Origin of the sequence: Sulfurospirillum sp. UCH001, assembly GCF_001548035.1 — a bacterium.
Taxonomy (GTDB): Bacteria; Campylobacterota; Campylobacteria; order Campylobacterales; family Sulfurospirillaceae; genus Sulfurospirillum.
Map to the genome: position 1 here is coordinate 301,575 of NZ_AP014723.1, position 15,978 is coordinate 317,552.

Genomic DNA, 15,978 nt, shown 5'->3' on the forward strand with positions numbered 1-15,978 from the left:
GGTATGAAGATTTTGCTCTTAGAAGATGACTACAACTACAACGAAAGCATTAAGGAGTACTTAGAGCTTTTAGGGTATGAAGTCGATGCCTTTTTTGATGGAGAGAGTGCGTTAGACGCCATTATGCAAAAATGTTACTATCTCTTTTTACTCGATGTCAAAGTACCAAAACTGAGTGGGCATGAACTGATTAAGTACATTAAAGAGGCGAACATTACTACGCCCATTATCATCACTACCTCTTTAGTGGATATCGATAACATCGCTATTGGCTATGAGCTTGGATGTAATGATTATCTTAAAAAACCTTTTGAACTTAAAGAGTTGGAACTGCGTGTAAAAGAGTTGATTAAAAAACATTATCAAACGAGCAGTGCGGGTGAATTTAAACTTGGGTGTGGATTTGTCTTTAATTTTGAATCAGGCGAGCTCAAAAAAGAGGAAAAGAGTGTTGTTCTGACCTCAAAAGAGCTTGATTTGGTGCGTTTTCTGATTCGCCGTAAAAACACGTTTTGCGACATTGAGCTTATTCGTGAAAATGTGTGGGAAGGTAAAGAGATCAGTTACGCGGATATTCGTATGTATATACGAAAAATCAGGCTGAAAGTAGGTGACGAAGAGTTTATTAAATCCTCTCGTGGCTTAGGGTATCGCATCGATGTTGTCTCCTAATCCTTTTCGCTCTGTTCTTGTCTATACACTCATCGTCATGGCACTCTTTTGTGTGCCCAGTTACTTTGCAATTCAAAGTACGATTATGGAAGAAAAATACAAAGCAACACAAGAAATTTTAGAGTGGGTCGATGCCCATGAAAAGAGCATTTTCGAAAAAGAGCATTTTGAGATTCCAAGAAGTGTACGTTTTAGAATCAATATCTACGATGCGACACATCAGCTTTTGTATAAGGGTATAACAGAACCTCTAAGTGATTTTACCTTTAAAGTACGCGTGGTGTATCCTTTTTTGTATTATCAAAAAGAGATTAAAAAAGAGCGCGAACTTCTCTACCTCGTGGTTGAATTGCAACTCAATTATGCCAAGATTATTTTTATTACCACGATGCTCTTTTTTATCGTACTTTTTTTAATTTATCTTATGAGTAACGTGTTTATTCATTCCAGTATTTATCCGTATAAAAAGATGCAGCGCTATATGAATGACTTTTTTAATGACTCTATGCACGAGCTTAAAACACCACTGGGTGTTATTAACATCAACGTTGAGTTACTCTCGCATTATGTTAATTCTTCAAAGCATTTGCAACGTATAAAAGCGGCTACAAAACAGATGCAGATGACGTATGAAGATGTGGAGTACTACATCAAGCATAAAAAGGTGACGTACAATAAGGAGCCTATCAACCTCTCGGAGTATTTAAATCAGCGCATTGCGTTTTTTGAAGATATCTCCATTTCAAAATCGATTACGTTAGAGCACAGCGTGGCGGAAAATATGATGATTTATATGAGTAAAGTTGAACTTCAGCGCATTATCGATAACACGCTTTCCAATGCGATCAAATACTCTTTCTTTCAAGGTAAAGTCGAGATAAAACTGTATCTCAAAGATGAAGATCATTGTATTTTGAGTTTTCAAGATTATGGACAAGGGATTAAAGACCTCTATAAGGTTTTTCAACGTTTTGAGCGCGAAGATTCGGTCCAAGGCGGTTTTGGTTTGGGACTTAATATCGTACAAAATATTTGCAATAAAAATGACATTGACATCAATATCGAATCGTATGAGAACAAGGGATCGTGTTTTACCTATATTTTTAGGCTGGATAAAAAGAAACTTTTAGACAGTGTGGATGATGACGTAACAAAGGGCGAAAGATGAAAGAAAAAAGGTTTTTTTTAAGTGCGGCAGTGATGCTCTTTTTTGGGCTTTTGATGCTCTTTTTATATAACAAGTCTATCTCGTATGAAGAGGAAGAGACACTTAAAAAGCAGATGGATGCACTTTTACTGACACTACACAACAAAATTGAAGAGACAACAAAGGTTTCGCTTGCAAGTTCTGTTATTTTGGCAAAAAGTCCCCATGTGATCGCTTGCTTAAGTCAACAGGAGAGAGAACACTGTTTGCAGTATTTACTTGGAATTCGCAACAGTATGGCACAAGCCAATATTTTTGAAAATGCACGTTTGCATTTACATACCAAAGATTTTAAAAGTTTCATGCGCCTTTGGGATTATAGCAATCAGACCAATGATGATCTAAGTACGTTTCGCCATGCGCTAGAGAAAATTAAACAAAACAAACAGCCAACCCATGGCATAGAGATAGGAAGACACGGTATGTTTATGCGTGCGATTGCTCCTGTATTTGCTAAAGGTGATTACATCGGTACGATTGAAACGGTTGTTGATTTTAAAGATCTCAATGAATACTTTAAAAAAGATGGCGTAGAGCTTTATGTACTCATGAAGAATGAGTATCGACCTATCGCAAATGCAGCCACGTATAGTGAGAACCTGATGCTTGATAACTATACGATTGTCAATCAAGAGGTGAATGGCTTAGGATTTATCAAAGAGATCAATTTTCAAGGCACTGGGTATCTCAAACGAGGTGATTATTATGTGCTTTATACCCCCATTGTCGATATCAATGGGGAGCATATAGGCTTTTTTGTGCTTACATGGAGTGAAAGCCTCTCTTTAGCATCGTTTAAAGGGTGAGGTTTTTACGCGCTTCATTACGAATGCGATCCATTCCCATGTAAAACTCTTTCATCATGACTAAAAAGAGATAATCCCCAAATTCTGTTGTGGTGATGTTCTCTTTGTGCTCTTTGATTGCTTTGGCAAATTTTAAGAGCACCAACTCTTTATTAAGCGTATCATTAATGTTTTCTCCGAACATAGCGGTAAATTTCTTTTTAGAGAGCTTTCCATTGAAAAGATCGACCATCAAACGATAATACATACGTGAATTGGCAGGAAATGTTCGCTCTTTTGTAACAGCGGAGCGTCTCTTTTCAATGAGCGTAGAGTAGTTATCCAGTGCAAATTCATTGAGATAGAGTGTGTCTTTGAGGAAACTAAATGAACCAGAACCCACCCCAACATACTCTTCATTGTCAATGATATACTCATCAATAATCACTTCGCTCTCTTTAGAAAAAGACCAGCCATGACGTGATGGATAGGCATCTTTGAGAGATTCTTTAATAAGTCCAAAAAAATTAAATTCATTCTCTAGGCTAAATTCGCCCAGTGTTTTTTTAACACTATTTTTAACCAAAGATGAGGTCATCAAAGGATAAACACTGGTTTGTTCTGGACTGAGCTTTTTAAGTGTGTCCAGATCACGTATTAAGCCCTCTTTTGTTTGGGTCGGAAAATTGAAGATAAGATCCACGCTAGTAATGGGCAAGATTCCTAGCATGGAGTTAATCTTCTCATACACCTCTTCACCTGAGCCAAACTTTTCATGACGCCCTAATTTCTTTAAAAGCGTATCATCAAACGTTTGCACGCCTACTGAGAGACGATCTACTAATCCTTTGAGTCTTGTGACGGTCTCTTTTTGGATATGGTTAGGATCAGTTTCACACGAGACATGTTCGATGGAGAAGAGTTTTTTAACAAACTCGATCGTTTCTATCAGCTCTTCTTCATCGATCAAAGGTGTACCGCCACCAATGACTAAATAGTTAAAGTCGTACCCCAACTCTTTGACATGTAAAATCTCATCACGTAAATGGAGGTAATACTTTGTAGCTGCTTCTTTGGTGTAGGTAAATTTATTAAAGGAACAGTAAGGGCAAAACATCGTACAAAATGGCACATGGATATACAATAGGTACTTTTTCGCTTCAGGGGGAGGAGGTAACCCCAAAGAAGGTTTCTCTACATGCAGATAGTGCTTTGTGTATTGGTTCATAAAATAGCTTGTCGCACTGGTAATAATTTTCGCTTGAGAGAATCGCATACTAACCCTTATTTACTTTTCTTACCAAATTGGATTGTATTATAATGATTCTTCGTGACATTAACTATGATATTACAATGATGTTTTGTCATAAACGGTTCCTTTAAAAATTTTCAAGAGCATTATAGGCTGACGAGCGTAATTTTTATGTAAACAAACGGTTACACACATCAACAACGTAGGAATAGTACAGAGAAAAAAGGAGGAAATGAGGGGAAGGATTTTCACGATCCATTCACATTTTTAACTATAATACGTATAAAATAAAAAATGCTCTGAAATCAAAAAGGAGAAAATAATGCAACTCAAAAAAATGTTACTCGTGGCAGCGAGTATGCTGGTTTTTAGTGGATCTGCTCTTATTGCGGCAGATTTTGATTGGATGGCCAGTCTGAACCTTCGCTCCGATTCTGACCCTTATGGTTACAAATCAGGACTTGCTTCTCGTTTTAGAACACCTGAGACACAACTGAGTCTTATTTTAAAAAGTGTAGGAGCTCCAGCAGATGCATATATGGTTTTACGCTTAGCAGAGCTTTCCGGAAGACCACCAGAATATGTTTTAAAACAGTATCAAGGTAAAAAGAGTAAGGGTTGGGGTGCACTAGCTCAGGATTTGGGAATTAAGCCAGGTTCACGTGAGTTTAAAGCCCTTAAAGGTGGACATGATATGTACGACTTTGATGATAGACGCGATGATCGTGATCATGGTAATGGTAACAAAGAACACGGTAAAAAAGGACATTGAGACTTAGTGTATCACAGTAGGGTATAACTAAGCTCAATTTGGAATGTCATACTTGAGGTAAAAAGATCTTCAGAGAAAGGAAATGGAAAGCTCTTTTGAATAGCTTCTTCTGTAGCTTTATGAAAGATCTTTTTTCCTTCTAGGATGACAAATGAGAGTAACTCTCCTTTAGGAGAGATTGTAAATTCTACTTTTACACTTCCTTCAATATGACTTGTCTGCGCGACTTTTGGATAAATTTTATGTCCATTGATACGTCTTCTTAAATCTTCTAAATAATTTTTTTGATATGCCTGCAACGACTCTTTAGATACTTCTTGAGTATGTGCAATGGCAGGTGCAGGTTCTTGTACAGGCTTCTCATTAGTAGTCTCATTGGCAACGAAAGATTCCGTAGGTGGTTCAACCATAGTCTCTTTTTTAGGAGCAGGTTTTGGTTTGGATAGCTTTGGGCGCTCTTGTGGCGGTATCTTTTTTGGTTCAGGTGTTTTGGGAGTTTCTTCTTGGTGTCGCGGCTCTTCAAGAGGAGCCTCTTTGGGAGTATAAAGACTTATTGCTATCGATGTCAAAGGTTGTGGTGTTGGCTTTTTTACCACCGTACTTTGGTACAAAAAAGTTGCTCCGATAAAAAGATAAATAAACGATGTTAAACTGAGTGCTAAACTATAACGTTTCATCGTTTTGTCACAATTCCAATATGCTCAAAATGATGCTGTTTCAGCACATCGAGTAGTGCTACAAATGGTTCAAACGAAACATGTTTGTCAGCATTAATCATGACAGAACTTTGGGCTTTATCATACTGTATGAGTTCAGATTCAAGGTCTTGGAATGTTATCGCTTTATCATTGAGATAGTAACTTCCATTTTCCATAATGCTAATAACAAGCTCTTTTGAAGGTGTCAAAGGGGCAGAAGAAGAGGCTTGCGCCAAATCAACAGGAATAATCCCTCGTGCTACAAACGTTGCTGTTGTGAGTACAATGACAAGTAGTACCAGCATAATGTCAATGAAAGGTACTACATTGATGCCTTCAAAACGACGTATTTTCATCGTTTTTACCTTGTTTATTGATATCCCAGCACATTAATATTTTTTCAATTTTTCGCACTAAATGGTTATAAAAAAAGACAGCGGGAATGGCTACTACTAAGCCCATAGCGGTTGCTTTAAGTGCTAATGCTAAAGAAGACATAATCGTTTTTACATCGATTTGTCCACTTTGTCCCATCGCATAAAATGTGATAATAATACCCCAAACGGTTCCTAAAAGACCTATATAAGGGGCATTTGAACCAAAAGTAGAGAGGATGTGGATGTGATTGGTCACATCCATCTCTAATTTTTCTTTACTGGTATAGTCTGATAGTTTGATGGTACGATAAAATAAAAGTCGTTCAATCCAAAAAAAGAGTGTCATAAAACTCATAACACTTAGAAGCCCTATAATTCCATAGTCCACAGCATCTTGCAAGAAAGTAATAGACATCATTTGAAATCCTTGATCGCTACTTCAAAAGCTTCATCAAATGTTTTAATCTCTCCTCCATTTTGAGCAACAAATGTTTTTGCGTCCTCTTTTGATGCAAAGGCATACTGGCTGGTTTCACTCATCGTTCCTTTGATACGGCTACCGACAACATAAAAAGCTTCTGTAACATCGATAAAATTTAGTGATGAAACATCGACAACCTGAATGTCTTGAAGCGGTAAATGTCTGACATATACATCTTCGGCAAGGCAGTGAATTGAGCAGTATTGCCTTATTTCACCATTGAGTTTTGCGCTATGGTTTGTTTTAAAATGCTTATCCAGAGGCATACCACAAACCACCCCTTGATTTTTTTTCTCACCGTGTTGAAGTAGGGTGGCTCTTTCTATGGGGACACTCGCAAATAAGGCTTTACTGCTTCCATGTTGTGCATGTCCACCTTGTTTAGCGCCATAGGTTGTAAAAGCATAAGAGCGATACACGTTAAGACCAAGATAAAAGAAGATCAGTAAAGATGCAAAACAAAATGCGAGGAGGCGTTTAAATCCAGAGGCTTTAAAAAATGTGATACGTTTTGCCATAATGAGCAATGCCCACACAATGGCAATGTAATTGATGATACCAAAGAAATGCGTCCATGTATCTTGTTTGGTTGCAAGAGGTTTCACAGGCTCAATGTTAAGATGAAACCCCTGTATAAAGCCGTTTACAATGTTGCTGTAGTGATGTAAAAAGAAAAATTCATACGTATGAGACAACCCACCAATAATGAAAATGGGGATAAAAGCATATGAAAGAGTATAAAAGGCTGATTTGAAGTTGCAATTTAAGAGTTTAGAGGCAATGAATGTTCCACCAGCAGCAAGAGAAATGGTGATGATAGATGCACACATAAGGGCACTAACACCAATATAATCAATGCCTTCTATGCGAAGATTATTTTGTAGCCATTGTCCAAATTGAACCCAAAAATAACTATCGCTAATGGCGACACGGCTTAGCGCATGGTGAAAACTCATCGTGATGGTAATAGCCGCTGTTATGAGTAAAATTGCCCAGATTTCAGCGGTTGAGCTTTGAAATTTTTGAAAGAGTGAGGATGATGGTTTTGTGAGTTTAAAATGCACAGACTCACATGTTTGAGCACAGTCCATACAAAGCGTACAATCTCCCATAGAGACTTTGGAATTAAAGCTAAAAGGTTTGAGATTATAAGAACAGGCTTTTGTGCATTCAAATGTTTTGCATGTTTGACAACTTGATGCATAGGTTCCTAACCACGTAAACGAGACTTTTGAGAAGGCACGTGTCAGTGTACCGATAGGGCAAATGTATTTGCAATAGCTCATCTCTTTAAAAATGAAAAAAAATAAAAAGGCTAAAACACTTAAGACTGTAAAGAAAATAGCACTACTTAAAGGTGATTTATAGGCCGTTGGATAGATATAATAGACCGTCCACCAACCAAAAAAAAGTAAAAGGACACCGATAAGAGGTTGTTGAAGCCATTTGGGTGGTGTTTTATTAAGTCCTACTTTGGTTAAAAATTTCCCCACAAAAGCGTGGGGACAGATACCGCAAAATAGGCGTCCAAATGTCGAAAGTGTTACCACCATAAAAAGTGGCCAAAATAGTGACCAAAAGAGGATGGTTGTGAAACCATTTTGCTCTTTTGTAGGAGCGATAAAGCCTAAGAAGATGGCATAGACAAATAGGGCTAAAACACTCATTCTAAGTAACATTAAAAAAGTTCTGTTTTTAAAGAAAAACGCACTTATAGGATTTGCAAAAAGGTCGTTTCTATCTCGTTTTTGTTGATTAACCATTACCGTTTCCTTTAAAATTTGTAGCGGTAGCTAACCATCGCACTTCTAGGTGCTGCTGCTTTATAACTCTCGACACCATAAACGCTTTTGTCTGCTTGCATTGCATAATGCTTATCGAAGATGTTGTTGATATTAAGCTGAATGAGATGCTCTTTGTGCTCATACCCAAACATAACATCGGTAACAAAATCGTATCCGGTGTATTTGTCAGAGTTTGCATTATCAAGGTAGTAATCACCCCAGGTTTTGGTTTGAATACGTGTTTTAAAACCGTTATCCATACGATAATTTGCTTCTAGACCGTATTGGGTTTTAGGAATGTAAGGAAGATGATTGCCATCGCGACTTACAAACGCAGCTCCAACTTTTTCTTGAAAGCTTTTATAAATGAAGTCACTGTATGCATACGAAAGGCCAAAATTGAGGTTGCGAGTGAGATGGTATGTTCCTAAAAACTCAAAACCTCGTTTTTGTGTTTGACCTGCATTATCATAGATGGTATTGCCGCCGGCATCTTTGATTTGGATGATTTCATCTTTTACATCATTTTGGTAGATTGCCATATCGTAAGCAAAGTCACCTGTACGAGTTTTAAGTCCAATTTCGTAATTGATACTTTTTGTTTTATCGAGCGCATCATTGTCGGTGAGTTCACTGGTCGTTGGAGCTTGGTTGGCAAAAGCGATAGAACTGTAGATATTGGTTGCATCTGTAATAGCATAGGTGATGCCCAGCTTGGAAGAGAGAAGCGTATAACTTTTATCAATGCTGTATGCACCCACTCCAGCAGCGTATTTTCCTGTCGAATAGTTAAAATAGCTGTATTCGTTACCACTCACGTCAAAAGAGAGTTTGTCGGCACGAGCACTAATATCAATTGTTGTTTTATCGAATGGAGAAAAGGTTTCCATTGCATAGATACCGTATAAGGTGGCAAGAGAGTCTTCAACATTGGCTAAAGCACCTTCTTGGTTAGAGAGTGTTTTTAAAATACGCCCTGTGCCTGAAGTGACAGTGTCAGCGTATTGATATTTTTTAGCATCATCACTTCGGTCTTGTTTTGCGGTAACGCCAAAGACTAACATAGCATCACGGTTAAAGAGTTTATGTGCATAGTCAGTCTCTAAATCTGTTCCATAGACATAGTTTTCGTCCGCATCATTAATCATACCTGTAACAGGGTGGAAATGCTCCCATTTGTTGATATACAAACGTGGTTTATAGGTAAAATTGCCTATCTCTTTTGAATATTTTGTGTTCAACGAGAGAATTTTTGAATCTCTAGCGGTATATTGCCAAGGGCTAGAGGTGTTATGCTGTTCTCCTGTGCGTTTAAACTCTTCAAACTCCGCTCGTGTCATTGATGCAGGTAATTCCAAGTTAGATTCTGTGTAGGAGAGTTCACTTTCAAATGTAGCGTCATCATCGAAAATATGGCCGTATTTAAGGCTGAGTTGTTTCGAATCAAATGCGTTATTGTCCCGCCAGTCGTTATCAATTTTTCGTTGTGAATAGTTCATAGAGACGAAGTCATTATCGTCAATTTTTTCTCTTAATTTCAAGTTGAGGTTGCGTTGTCCATCGTTTCCAACACCTATTTTAATGCTGTTGCTATCTTCTTCAAAAACAGATTTTGTGATAAGCTGAATAACACCGCCTGTTGTATTGACTGCATTGATAGAACCAGGACCTTTTTGAACTTCGATACTTTGTACATCTTGCATATCGATGTAGTCAAAGCGTGTAAATGAATCAGGATCGGTCATAGGAACACCATCTTTAATAACCATAATCTCTCTAACCCCATAACTCGCTTTAAGGCCTGCACCTCGAATGATCAGTCTTGGACTAGGTGAGTTGCTCGAACTTTCAACATTAACACCTGGAATATTTTCCAAAGCGCTACTCACATCAAGAACGTTTTTGTCTTCGATGGTTTGTGCATTGACAACAGCGATCGACTGAGAAACTTCTTTTGTTCCTGTTTCAACTTTTGTTGCAGTGACACTGATGTTGTCTAACTGTATAGATTCGGCATTTGCAAGAAGTGGCAAAAGAGCAAGACTATAGAAGAGGCATTTCTGGTCTATCATATATTATCCTTATAAAAAATTGAAATTAAATTATTATAGGTGAGTATAAAATTAGTGTTAAATAAAACAGACAATGAAGTTTCAAAAGAGATTATTTCAAAAAAGTGGGTACAATCGGCTATAATTACACAAAAAAATTAAAGGACATTTTGATGCAAACGTATGCTTGCGGACATATTAATCCCGATTCTGATTCTATTGTTTCAGCGATCTCTCTTTCTTATCTTAAAACACAGCTTGGAGAAGCATGTACTCCTGCACGTCAAGGCGAAATTAGCCCAGAGACGGAGTTTATTTTAAAGACCTTTGGACTTGAAAAACCTTTGTTAAAAAATGATTTTTCAGGTGATAATCTTTACATTACTGATTATTCTGATCTTGCACAAGCACCACACAATCTTAAAGAGACAAACATTTTAGGTATTGTAGATCATCATAAACTAGGCGACATCACGACAACAACACCTCTTGAATGTTGGATTCGCCCTGTTGGTTGTACCAATACTATTGTCAAAGAGATGTATGATCACTATAAGATTGAAATTCCAAAAAATATTGCAGGTGCAATGATGTTGGCAATTTTAAGTGATACTGTACTTTTCAAATCTCCAACATGTACCAAAGCCGATACCAAAGCCGTTAAAGAACTAGCAGCGATTGCAGGCGTAGAAGATTTTAAAGCGCTTGGTATGGAGATGTTCTTAGTCAAATCAGCTGTGGTTGGAGCAACCCCACGTGCATTGTTACTTCGCGATTACAAAGATTTTGAAATGGGCGGAAACAAAATCGGTATTGGTCAGCTAGAAGTGGTTGACCTTAAAGTATTCGATGGCATGAAAGAAGCGCTTTTTGCTGACATAAAAGCGTATAAAGAAGAGGGGTCTCGTCATACCGTCATGCTTCTTTTAACTGACATTATGATCGAAGGTTCACAATTCTTAGTTGTTAGCGATGATGAAAGTAAAATTGAAAATGCATTTAACACAAAACTTGTCAATCATGAGATGTGGGTAGATGGCATTTTAAGTCGTAAAAAACAGGTTATCCCTGTGATGGAAAAGCAGTTTTAAAGCACTGATGTGAAGAAGTGCACCATCAAGCGACGGTATCTTATTCAAAATCCTAAAGAAGTGGTAAAGTCTATCCTCACCACTTCTTCTCAGTATAAAAAAAATCTACAACAAGTCTTTGTTGAAAATCATCCTGATGCTTCCAAACGACTTGCTATCTTAGGCGCTCGTTTTCAGACAGTTAAAGAATGTGAAGCATTCGAAAAAGATCTACATCCATTTTTATGCGCAGATGTAAGTGACGATAAGCGTTACAAAAACCGCTATCTCTCCTTATTTGGACTACCTCAAAACTATAATTTTTCACTGTTAGAAGTGTACAAAAGATGCGATAAATTAGGTACAAAACCATTTGATTTTGCTTTTAGTTCTGGTATGAGTACTCAAAAAGTGCTCAAAGTTCTTTTGTATCGTGAGATGCAGTTTTTAGAGCGTGAAGTGGAGCTTCTTTTAGAGGATGATGCCAAAGCGGTTAAAAATCTTTGCAAGAGAGCTGAAAATATCTGTTATCTTCTTATGATTTCTACGGTTATTTTTGATCCGATTTTAAGAGAGAGACTTTTGAATGCATTTTTTCCTTTTCGGTGTAATGATAGAGTCTTATTACTCAAGTTTGTACAGCACAAAGCCTATGCAACACTTCTTCTAGATATGCGTTTTTTTCTACGTGAACAGAGTGGATTTTATCTTTTAAAAAAAAGTGAAATGCCGCTACTTTTTTTTGTCAAAAAGTATCTTAAAAAAGAGGAGTTTCGTATAGCCAAAAGGCTGAAAAAGGCGCTTTATTAACACTTCATTTGCATTGAACTGATACTATTTCAATAATAATTTTGGATATTGCGGTACAATATCGCACCTATTTTTTAAATAAGGATGAGCAATGAAAAAAACAGTACACGTAGGACTTGCAATGAGTGCTGCGCTTGTTTTAATGACTGGATGTGCAACAAGTGAACTTCAAACAAGTGCACGTATGACACAGAGTGTTTTTATTAACCCTGTAGCGAAAGAAAAACGAACCGTTTTTATCTCTACTAAAAATACAAGTGGAACACAAATTAACTTAGAAAACCGTATTGTCCAAGCGCTTTATGCTAAAGGATATACCATTGTCGATGATCCTGAAAAAGCAACATATGTGTTGATGACAAATATTTTATTCTGTAATAAAAAGAGCGAAAACAACGTTGCATCAGGTGCTCTAATGGGTGGTGCTGCTGGTGCTATCGCAAACTCAGGAAGTAATGGCAGAAGCATGGCTCTTGCTGGACTTGGTGGTGCCGTTGTCGGTGGTTTGATTGGAAAAGCAACAGAAGATACTATCTATCAAATGCAAGTTGACATTGTTATTCGTGAAAAAGCGAAAGGCAAAGTTATGGCAAGTACGGGTAACGTAGGCGGCCAAGCTGGCATTAGAGATGGACAAAAATCAGGTACGATGAATAGCTTTGGTGGACCAATTCGTGATGCAGATGCGAGTGGTAAAATGTACAGCAACAGCTACTCTTCAAGCTCCCAATCGTATGAGAGTGATTTCATCGAACATCGCACTATGATGTTTGCAGAAGCAACGAAAATGGACTTGAACCTTTATGAGGCAACTCCAATCTTAGAAGACAAAATTGCACAGCAGGTTGCTGGACTGTTTTAACCTTGACATACGCACCAAGAGCTTTGCTTTTGGTGCTACGTTTGCCACTAGGGCACTCAAGCTAGCCTCATGCGAGGCAGAATTTAAGCACTCGCCAATTTCTTGGCAGATATTTTACATGTAGGAATTGCTTTGGAGAATAACGAAAACAAACAACAGAAAATCGTGCAGATGTTCAATGAAATCGCAGGAACCTATGATACTGCAAACCGTGTTTTAAGTATGGGGATTGACATACAATGGAGAAAAAAAGCGTGTGATGAAACGTTTGCACGTTATTCTAAGCCTATTGAGTTAATTGTGGATGTTGCATGTGGTACTGGCGATATGATGGGCTACTGGGCAAAGCAAGCTAAAAAAGCAGGGCGCGAGATCGGTAAGATTTTAGGTGTTGATCCTTCCACCGGTATGACTGATGTTGGCAAGCAAAAATTTCCTGAGTTTGAATTTGTTATTTCTGAAGCGACAGAAATTCCTCTACCAAATGAATGTGCAGATATTTTAAGTATCAGCTATGGTATTCGCAATGTGGTAAGACGTCAAGAAGCGTTTAGCGAATTTGCACGTGTAGTTAAAAAGGGTGGTTATGTTGTCATCTTGGAATTTACAAAAGATGAGAAAAAAGGCTTTTTCTTTGCACTCAAAGATTTTTATCTCAATAAAGTTTTACCAATTTTAGGTGGAATTATCTCTAAAAATAAAGAGGCCTATGAGTATCTTCCAAACTCTATTGAAGGTTTTTTAACGCCATCAATGCTTCAAAAAGAGCTCGATGTTGCTGGTTTTGAAACAGAATTTGTTAAAAGTTTTTCAATGGATATTTCAACATTGGTTATTGCTAAAAAACGTTAATGAACCAAACACTAAGCGTCTCAAGTTTAAACAATCAAATCAAGTCACTGCTTGAGACCACCTTTTTACATGTGAGTGTAGAAGGTGAAGTCTCGAGACCTACGTATCACAGTTCAGGTCACCTCTATTTTATCCTCAAAGATGCTGATTCTTCTATCTCGTGTGTGATGTTTAAGGGAAACAACAAGGCATTAAAATTTCAAGTTGAAGAGGGAATGGCAGTTGTCATTCATGGCTCTATTTCCGTTTTTTCACCAAGAGGAACGTATCAGATTAATTGTATGATGATGGAACCTTCAGGTAGCGGAGCACTTGCAAAAGCCTACGAGCAACTCAAAGCGAAGCTTGGTGCAAAAGGCTATTTTGATGTGGAACGTAAAAAAGCACTGCCTCGTTTTATACGTCATATTGCTCTTGTCACATCAGGAACAGGGGCAGCCCTCCAAGATATGCTTCGCGTTGCGACGAAGCGTTGGCCACTGGTCAAAATCACTCTACTCGATACACTTGTTCAAGGAGAAGGTGCAAAATTTTCCATTGCTAGCAATATCGCGAAAGCGGATACATTGGGTGTCGATGTCATTATTGTGGGACGAGGGGGCGGGACTGTGGAAGATTTGTGGGCATTTAATGAAGAAGTGGTAGCCGATGCGATCTTTGCTTCACAAACACCAATTGTTTCTGCGGTGGGGCATGAAATCGATTATGTGATTAGTGATTTTGTAGCTGATTTAAGAGCCTCTACTCCATCAGCCGCGATAGAAATGATACTTCCTGATAGTGTAGAGATGCTTCAACGCATCGATAGTATGATGGAGCGCTACACCCTTATTTCTGGGCGAATATTGCGTTCAAAAGAGGAATCATTGGAACACCTAAAACGTCTTTTTGCTAAACGTTCTATCGATGAAAAACTCTCTTTATGGAAAAATGAGATCAGCATATTGCAAAGCCAATACAATGATAAAATAGCACTTCTACATCGTGAAAAATCACGTCAAGTGAGCTTACTTCAAGAGCAAATTCATTTTCAAACCAGACAAAATCTTGCTAAAAAAGAACAATTACTCTCTTCATATACTCTAGCGCTCAACTCGAAAGAACCAACCCGCGAACAAAAAGAGTGCTATGCTCAAATTGTGAAAGAGGGTAAAAAAATTGCATTAGAAAAAATTGATGAGGGTGAAACGTTTGAGCTTCAAACACCTCATACGATTTTAAAAGCGAAAGCCGTTGAAAAAAGAACTCTAAAACAGGAGTAAGCTATGCGTTTTTTGACCATTTTGATTGTAATGACTCTCTCTTTATGTGCGGATATTCTTCCAAAAGTTATCGATGTTCCAACACGTAGTAATGTAAGTGAGCGTCTTTTGGTTCTTTCTCCAGATGTACCAAAAGCAGTTGTTGTTCTTTTTGCAGGAGGACATGGTGGGATTCAACTTACCAGTGATGGAAAGTTTGGTTGGGGTGAAGGTAACTTTTTGATCCGAACACGTGAGCTTTTTGTTAAAGAAGGATTGATGGTTGTTATTGTTGATGCTCCAAGTGATCGCCAAAGTGAGCCTTATCTTAATAGTTTTCGCCAGACAAAAGAACATTTACAAGATATAAACGCTATTGTCGCATGGGTTCAGACGCAAACAACAGCTCCTCTTTGGCTGGTTGGCACAAGTCGAGGTACACAATCCGTTGCGTATGCAGCAACAGAATTGACAGAACAAAAAGCTATTCATGGGTTTGTGTTAACATCCACTATTCTTTCTGATGCCAAAAGTAAAGCCGTTACCAAAATGGATCTTGAAAAAATTACAAAACCCATTTTAGTAGTACACCATCAAAATGATGGTTGTTCGCATTGTTCATTTGATTTGGTTCCTTCCCTGATGAGTAAACTCAATGCCTCTTCCAAAGAGCTTATTGCGATTGAAGGTGGACAGACAAAGGGTGATCCTTGTAATGCTTTTGGCTATCATGGTTTTAACGGTGTTGAACAAGAAGTTGTGAGCAAAATCTCTCAGTGGGTGTTGTCGCATTAAAGGTGGTATGTTTCTTTAAACGCTTCTGCTTCTTTGATCGCTTCAACAATTTTGGCTGAAAGAATGGGGAGTTCTTTGTATTTGATCCAGAGGGTATCTTCAACAATATCGTGAATTTCCCCTGCAATTTCAACTGCTATACGTTTTAATCGCGCAAGCTCTTTTTTGAGCTCTTTTTCATCCATCACATACTCCTTAGATCATTTTTCATGAGAGTTGCAAGGAGTATTCCGTATGAAAAATAAAATGTTATGATGTATCTTGCATAC

The 15,978-nt window shown here is 37.9% G+C and carries 17 protein-coding genes; 10 read left to right on the forward strand and 7 right to left on the reverse strand.

Going from position 1 to position 15,978, the window contains the following annotated elements; all coding sequences use genetic code 11:
- The first annotated feature begins 3 nt into the window (after nt 1-3).
- Genes UCH001_RS01530 through UCH001_RS01540 form a run of 3 tightly spaced genes read left to right on the forward strand, consistent with a single transcriptional unit; the run spans nt 4 to nt 2,685 of the window.
- A complete protein-coding gene (locus UCH001_RS01530) occupies nt 4-672 on the forward strand; it encodes a response regulator transcription factor (protein ID WP_067173377.1) in 669 nt (222 codons plus the stop codon).
- Nucleotides 659-1,840, forward strand: a complete 1,182-nt coding sequence (locus UCH001_RS01535) for a cell wall metabolism sensor histidine kinase WalK (protein ID WP_067173380.1) — start codon at nt 659-661, stop codon at nt 1,838-1,840. Before UCH001_RS01530 ends, UCH001_RS01535 begins: the two co-directional genes overlap by 14 nt.
- The gene (locus tag UCH001_RS01540) at nt 1,837-2,685 is read left to right on the forward strand and encodes a cache domain-containing protein (protein ID WP_067173383.1); all 849 of its coding nucleotides are present in this window, start codon (nt 1,837-1,839) and stop codon (nt 2,683-2,685) included. The genes UCH001_RS01535 and UCH001_RS01540 overlap by 4 nt, the downstream gene beginning before the upstream one ends.
- Here UCH001_RS01540 and UCH001_RS01545 read toward each other — a convergent pair.
- Nucleotides 2,675-3,940 carry a coproporphyrinogen III oxidase family protein gene (locus UCH001_RS01545; protein ID WP_067173387.1) on the reverse strand — a complete coding sequence of 422 codons (1,266 nt, stop codon included), beginning with the start codon at nt 3,938-3,940 and terminating at the stop codon, nt 2,675-2,677. The two genes, UCH001_RS01540 and UCH001_RS01545, sit on opposite strands and share 11 nt — an antisense overlap.
- A 298-nt stretch (nt 3,941-4,238) precedes the next feature.
- Here UCH001_RS01545 and UCH001_RS01550 point away from each other — a divergent pair, with 298 nt between their 5' ends.
- Nucleotides 4,239-4,688 carry a hypothetical protein gene (locus tag UCH001_RS01550; RefSeq protein WP_067173390.1) on the forward strand — a complete coding sequence of 150 codons (450 nt, stop codon included), beginning with the start codon at nt 4,239-4,241 and terminating at the stop codon, nt 4,686-4,688.
- Nucleotides 4,689-4,699: 11 nt separating this feature from the next.
- On the opposite strand, the gene UCH001_RS01555 is transcribed toward UCH001_RS01550, so the two are convergent.
- From UCH001_RS01555 to UCH001_RS01575, 5 genes are read right to left on the reverse strand one after another with little or no spacing between them, the layout of a single operon-like run.
- Nucleotides 4,700-5,365, reverse strand: coding sequence for an energy transducer TonB (locus tag UCH001_RS01555; RefSeq protein ID WP_067173393.1), 666 nt, complete (start codon nt 5,363-5,365; stop codon nt 4,700-4,702).
- Nucleotides 5,362-5,742 (reverse strand): biopolymer transporter ExbD, encoded by a 381-nt coding sequence (locus UCH001_RS01560; RefSeq protein ID WP_067173396.1) that lies wholly within the window; start codon nt 5,740-5,742, stop codon nt 5,362-5,364. The genes UCH001_RS01555 and UCH001_RS01560 overlap by 4 nt, the downstream gene beginning before the upstream one ends.
- Complete coding sequence (exbB, locus tag UCH001_RS01565; RefSeq protein WP_067173399.1) at nt 5,723-6,181, reverse strand: TonB-system energizer ExbB; 459 nt, start codon at nt 6,179-6,181, stop codon at nt 5,723-5,725. Before exbB ends, UCH001_RS01560 begins: the two co-directional genes overlap by 20 nt.
- Nucleotides 6,178-8,007, reverse strand: coding sequence for a nitrous oxide reductase accessory protein NosL (locus tag UCH001_RS01570; protein ID WP_231963949.1), 1,830 nt, complete (start codon nt 8,005-8,007; stop codon nt 6,178-6,180). The genes exbB and UCH001_RS01570 overlap by 4 nt, the downstream gene beginning before the upstream one ends.
- An 11-nt stretch (nt 8,008-8,018) precedes the next feature.
- A complete protein-coding gene (locus tag UCH001_RS01575; protein ID WP_067173402.1) occupies nt 8,019-10,100 on the reverse strand; it encodes a TonB-dependent receptor in 2,082 nt (693 codons plus the stop codon).
- Nucleotides 10,101-10,252: 152 nt separating this feature from the next.
- Here UCH001_RS01575 and UCH001_RS01580 point away from each other — a divergent pair, with 152 nt between their 5' ends.
- The 6 genes from UCH001_RS01580 to UCH001_RS01605 all read left to right on the forward strand — a co-directional run bounded on the left by UCH001_RS01580 (nt 10,253) and on the right by UCH001_RS01605 (nt 15,709).
- Nucleotides 10,253-11,170: a manganese-dependent inorganic pyrophosphatase gene (locus UCH001_RS01580; RefSeq protein ID WP_067173405.1), complete on the forward strand. Its 918-nt coding sequence runs from the start codon at nt 10,253-10,255 to the stop codon at nt 11,168-11,170.
- Between the two features lie 9 nt (nt 11,171-11,179).
- Complete coding sequence (locus tag UCH001_RS01585) at nt 11,180-11,959, forward strand: hypothetical protein (protein ID WP_067173408.1); 780 nt, start codon at nt 11,180-11,182, stop codon at nt 11,957-11,959.
- Nucleotides 11,960-12,050: 91 nt separating this feature from the next.
- On the forward strand, nt 12,051-12,821 hold the full coding sequence (traT, locus tag UCH001_RS01590) for a complement resistance protein TraT (protein ID WP_067173411.1): 771 nt from the start codon (nt 12,051-12,053) through the stop codon (nt 12,819-12,821).
- A gap of 171 nt (nt 12,822-12,992) precedes the next feature.
- The gene (gene ubiE / locus UCH001_RS01595; RefSeq protein WP_067178434.1) at nt 12,993-13,673 is read left to right on the forward strand and encodes a bifunctional demethylmenaquinone methyltransferase/2-methoxy-6-polyprenyl-1,4-benzoquinol methylase UbiE; all 681 of its coding nucleotides are present in this window, start codon (nt 12,993-12,995) and stop codon (nt 13,671-13,673) included.
- Entirely contained in the window at nt 13,673-14,935 is a 1,263-nt protein-coding gene (xseA, locus tag UCH001_RS01600) for an exodeoxyribonuclease VII large subunit (RefSeq protein ID WP_067173414.1), read from the forward strand. The genes ubiE and xseA overlap by 1 nt, the downstream gene beginning before the upstream one ends.
- A gap of 3 nt (nt 14,936-14,938) precedes the next feature.
- The gene (locus UCH001_RS01605) at nt 14,939-15,709 is read left to right on the forward strand and encodes an alpha/beta hydrolase (RefSeq protein WP_067173417.1); all 771 of its coding nucleotides are present in this window, start codon (nt 14,939-14,941) and stop codon (nt 15,707-15,709) included.
- Here UCH001_RS01605 and UCH001_RS01610 read toward each other — a convergent pair.
- On the reverse strand, nt 15,706-15,894 hold the full coding sequence (locus tag UCH001_RS01610) for a CCE_0567 family metalloprotein (RefSeq protein ID WP_067173420.1): 189 nt from the start codon (nt 15,892-15,894) through the stop codon (nt 15,706-15,708). The two genes, UCH001_RS01605 and UCH001_RS01610, sit on opposite strands and share 4 nt — an antisense overlap.
- Nucleotides 15,895-15,978 lie beyond the last annotated feature (84 nt).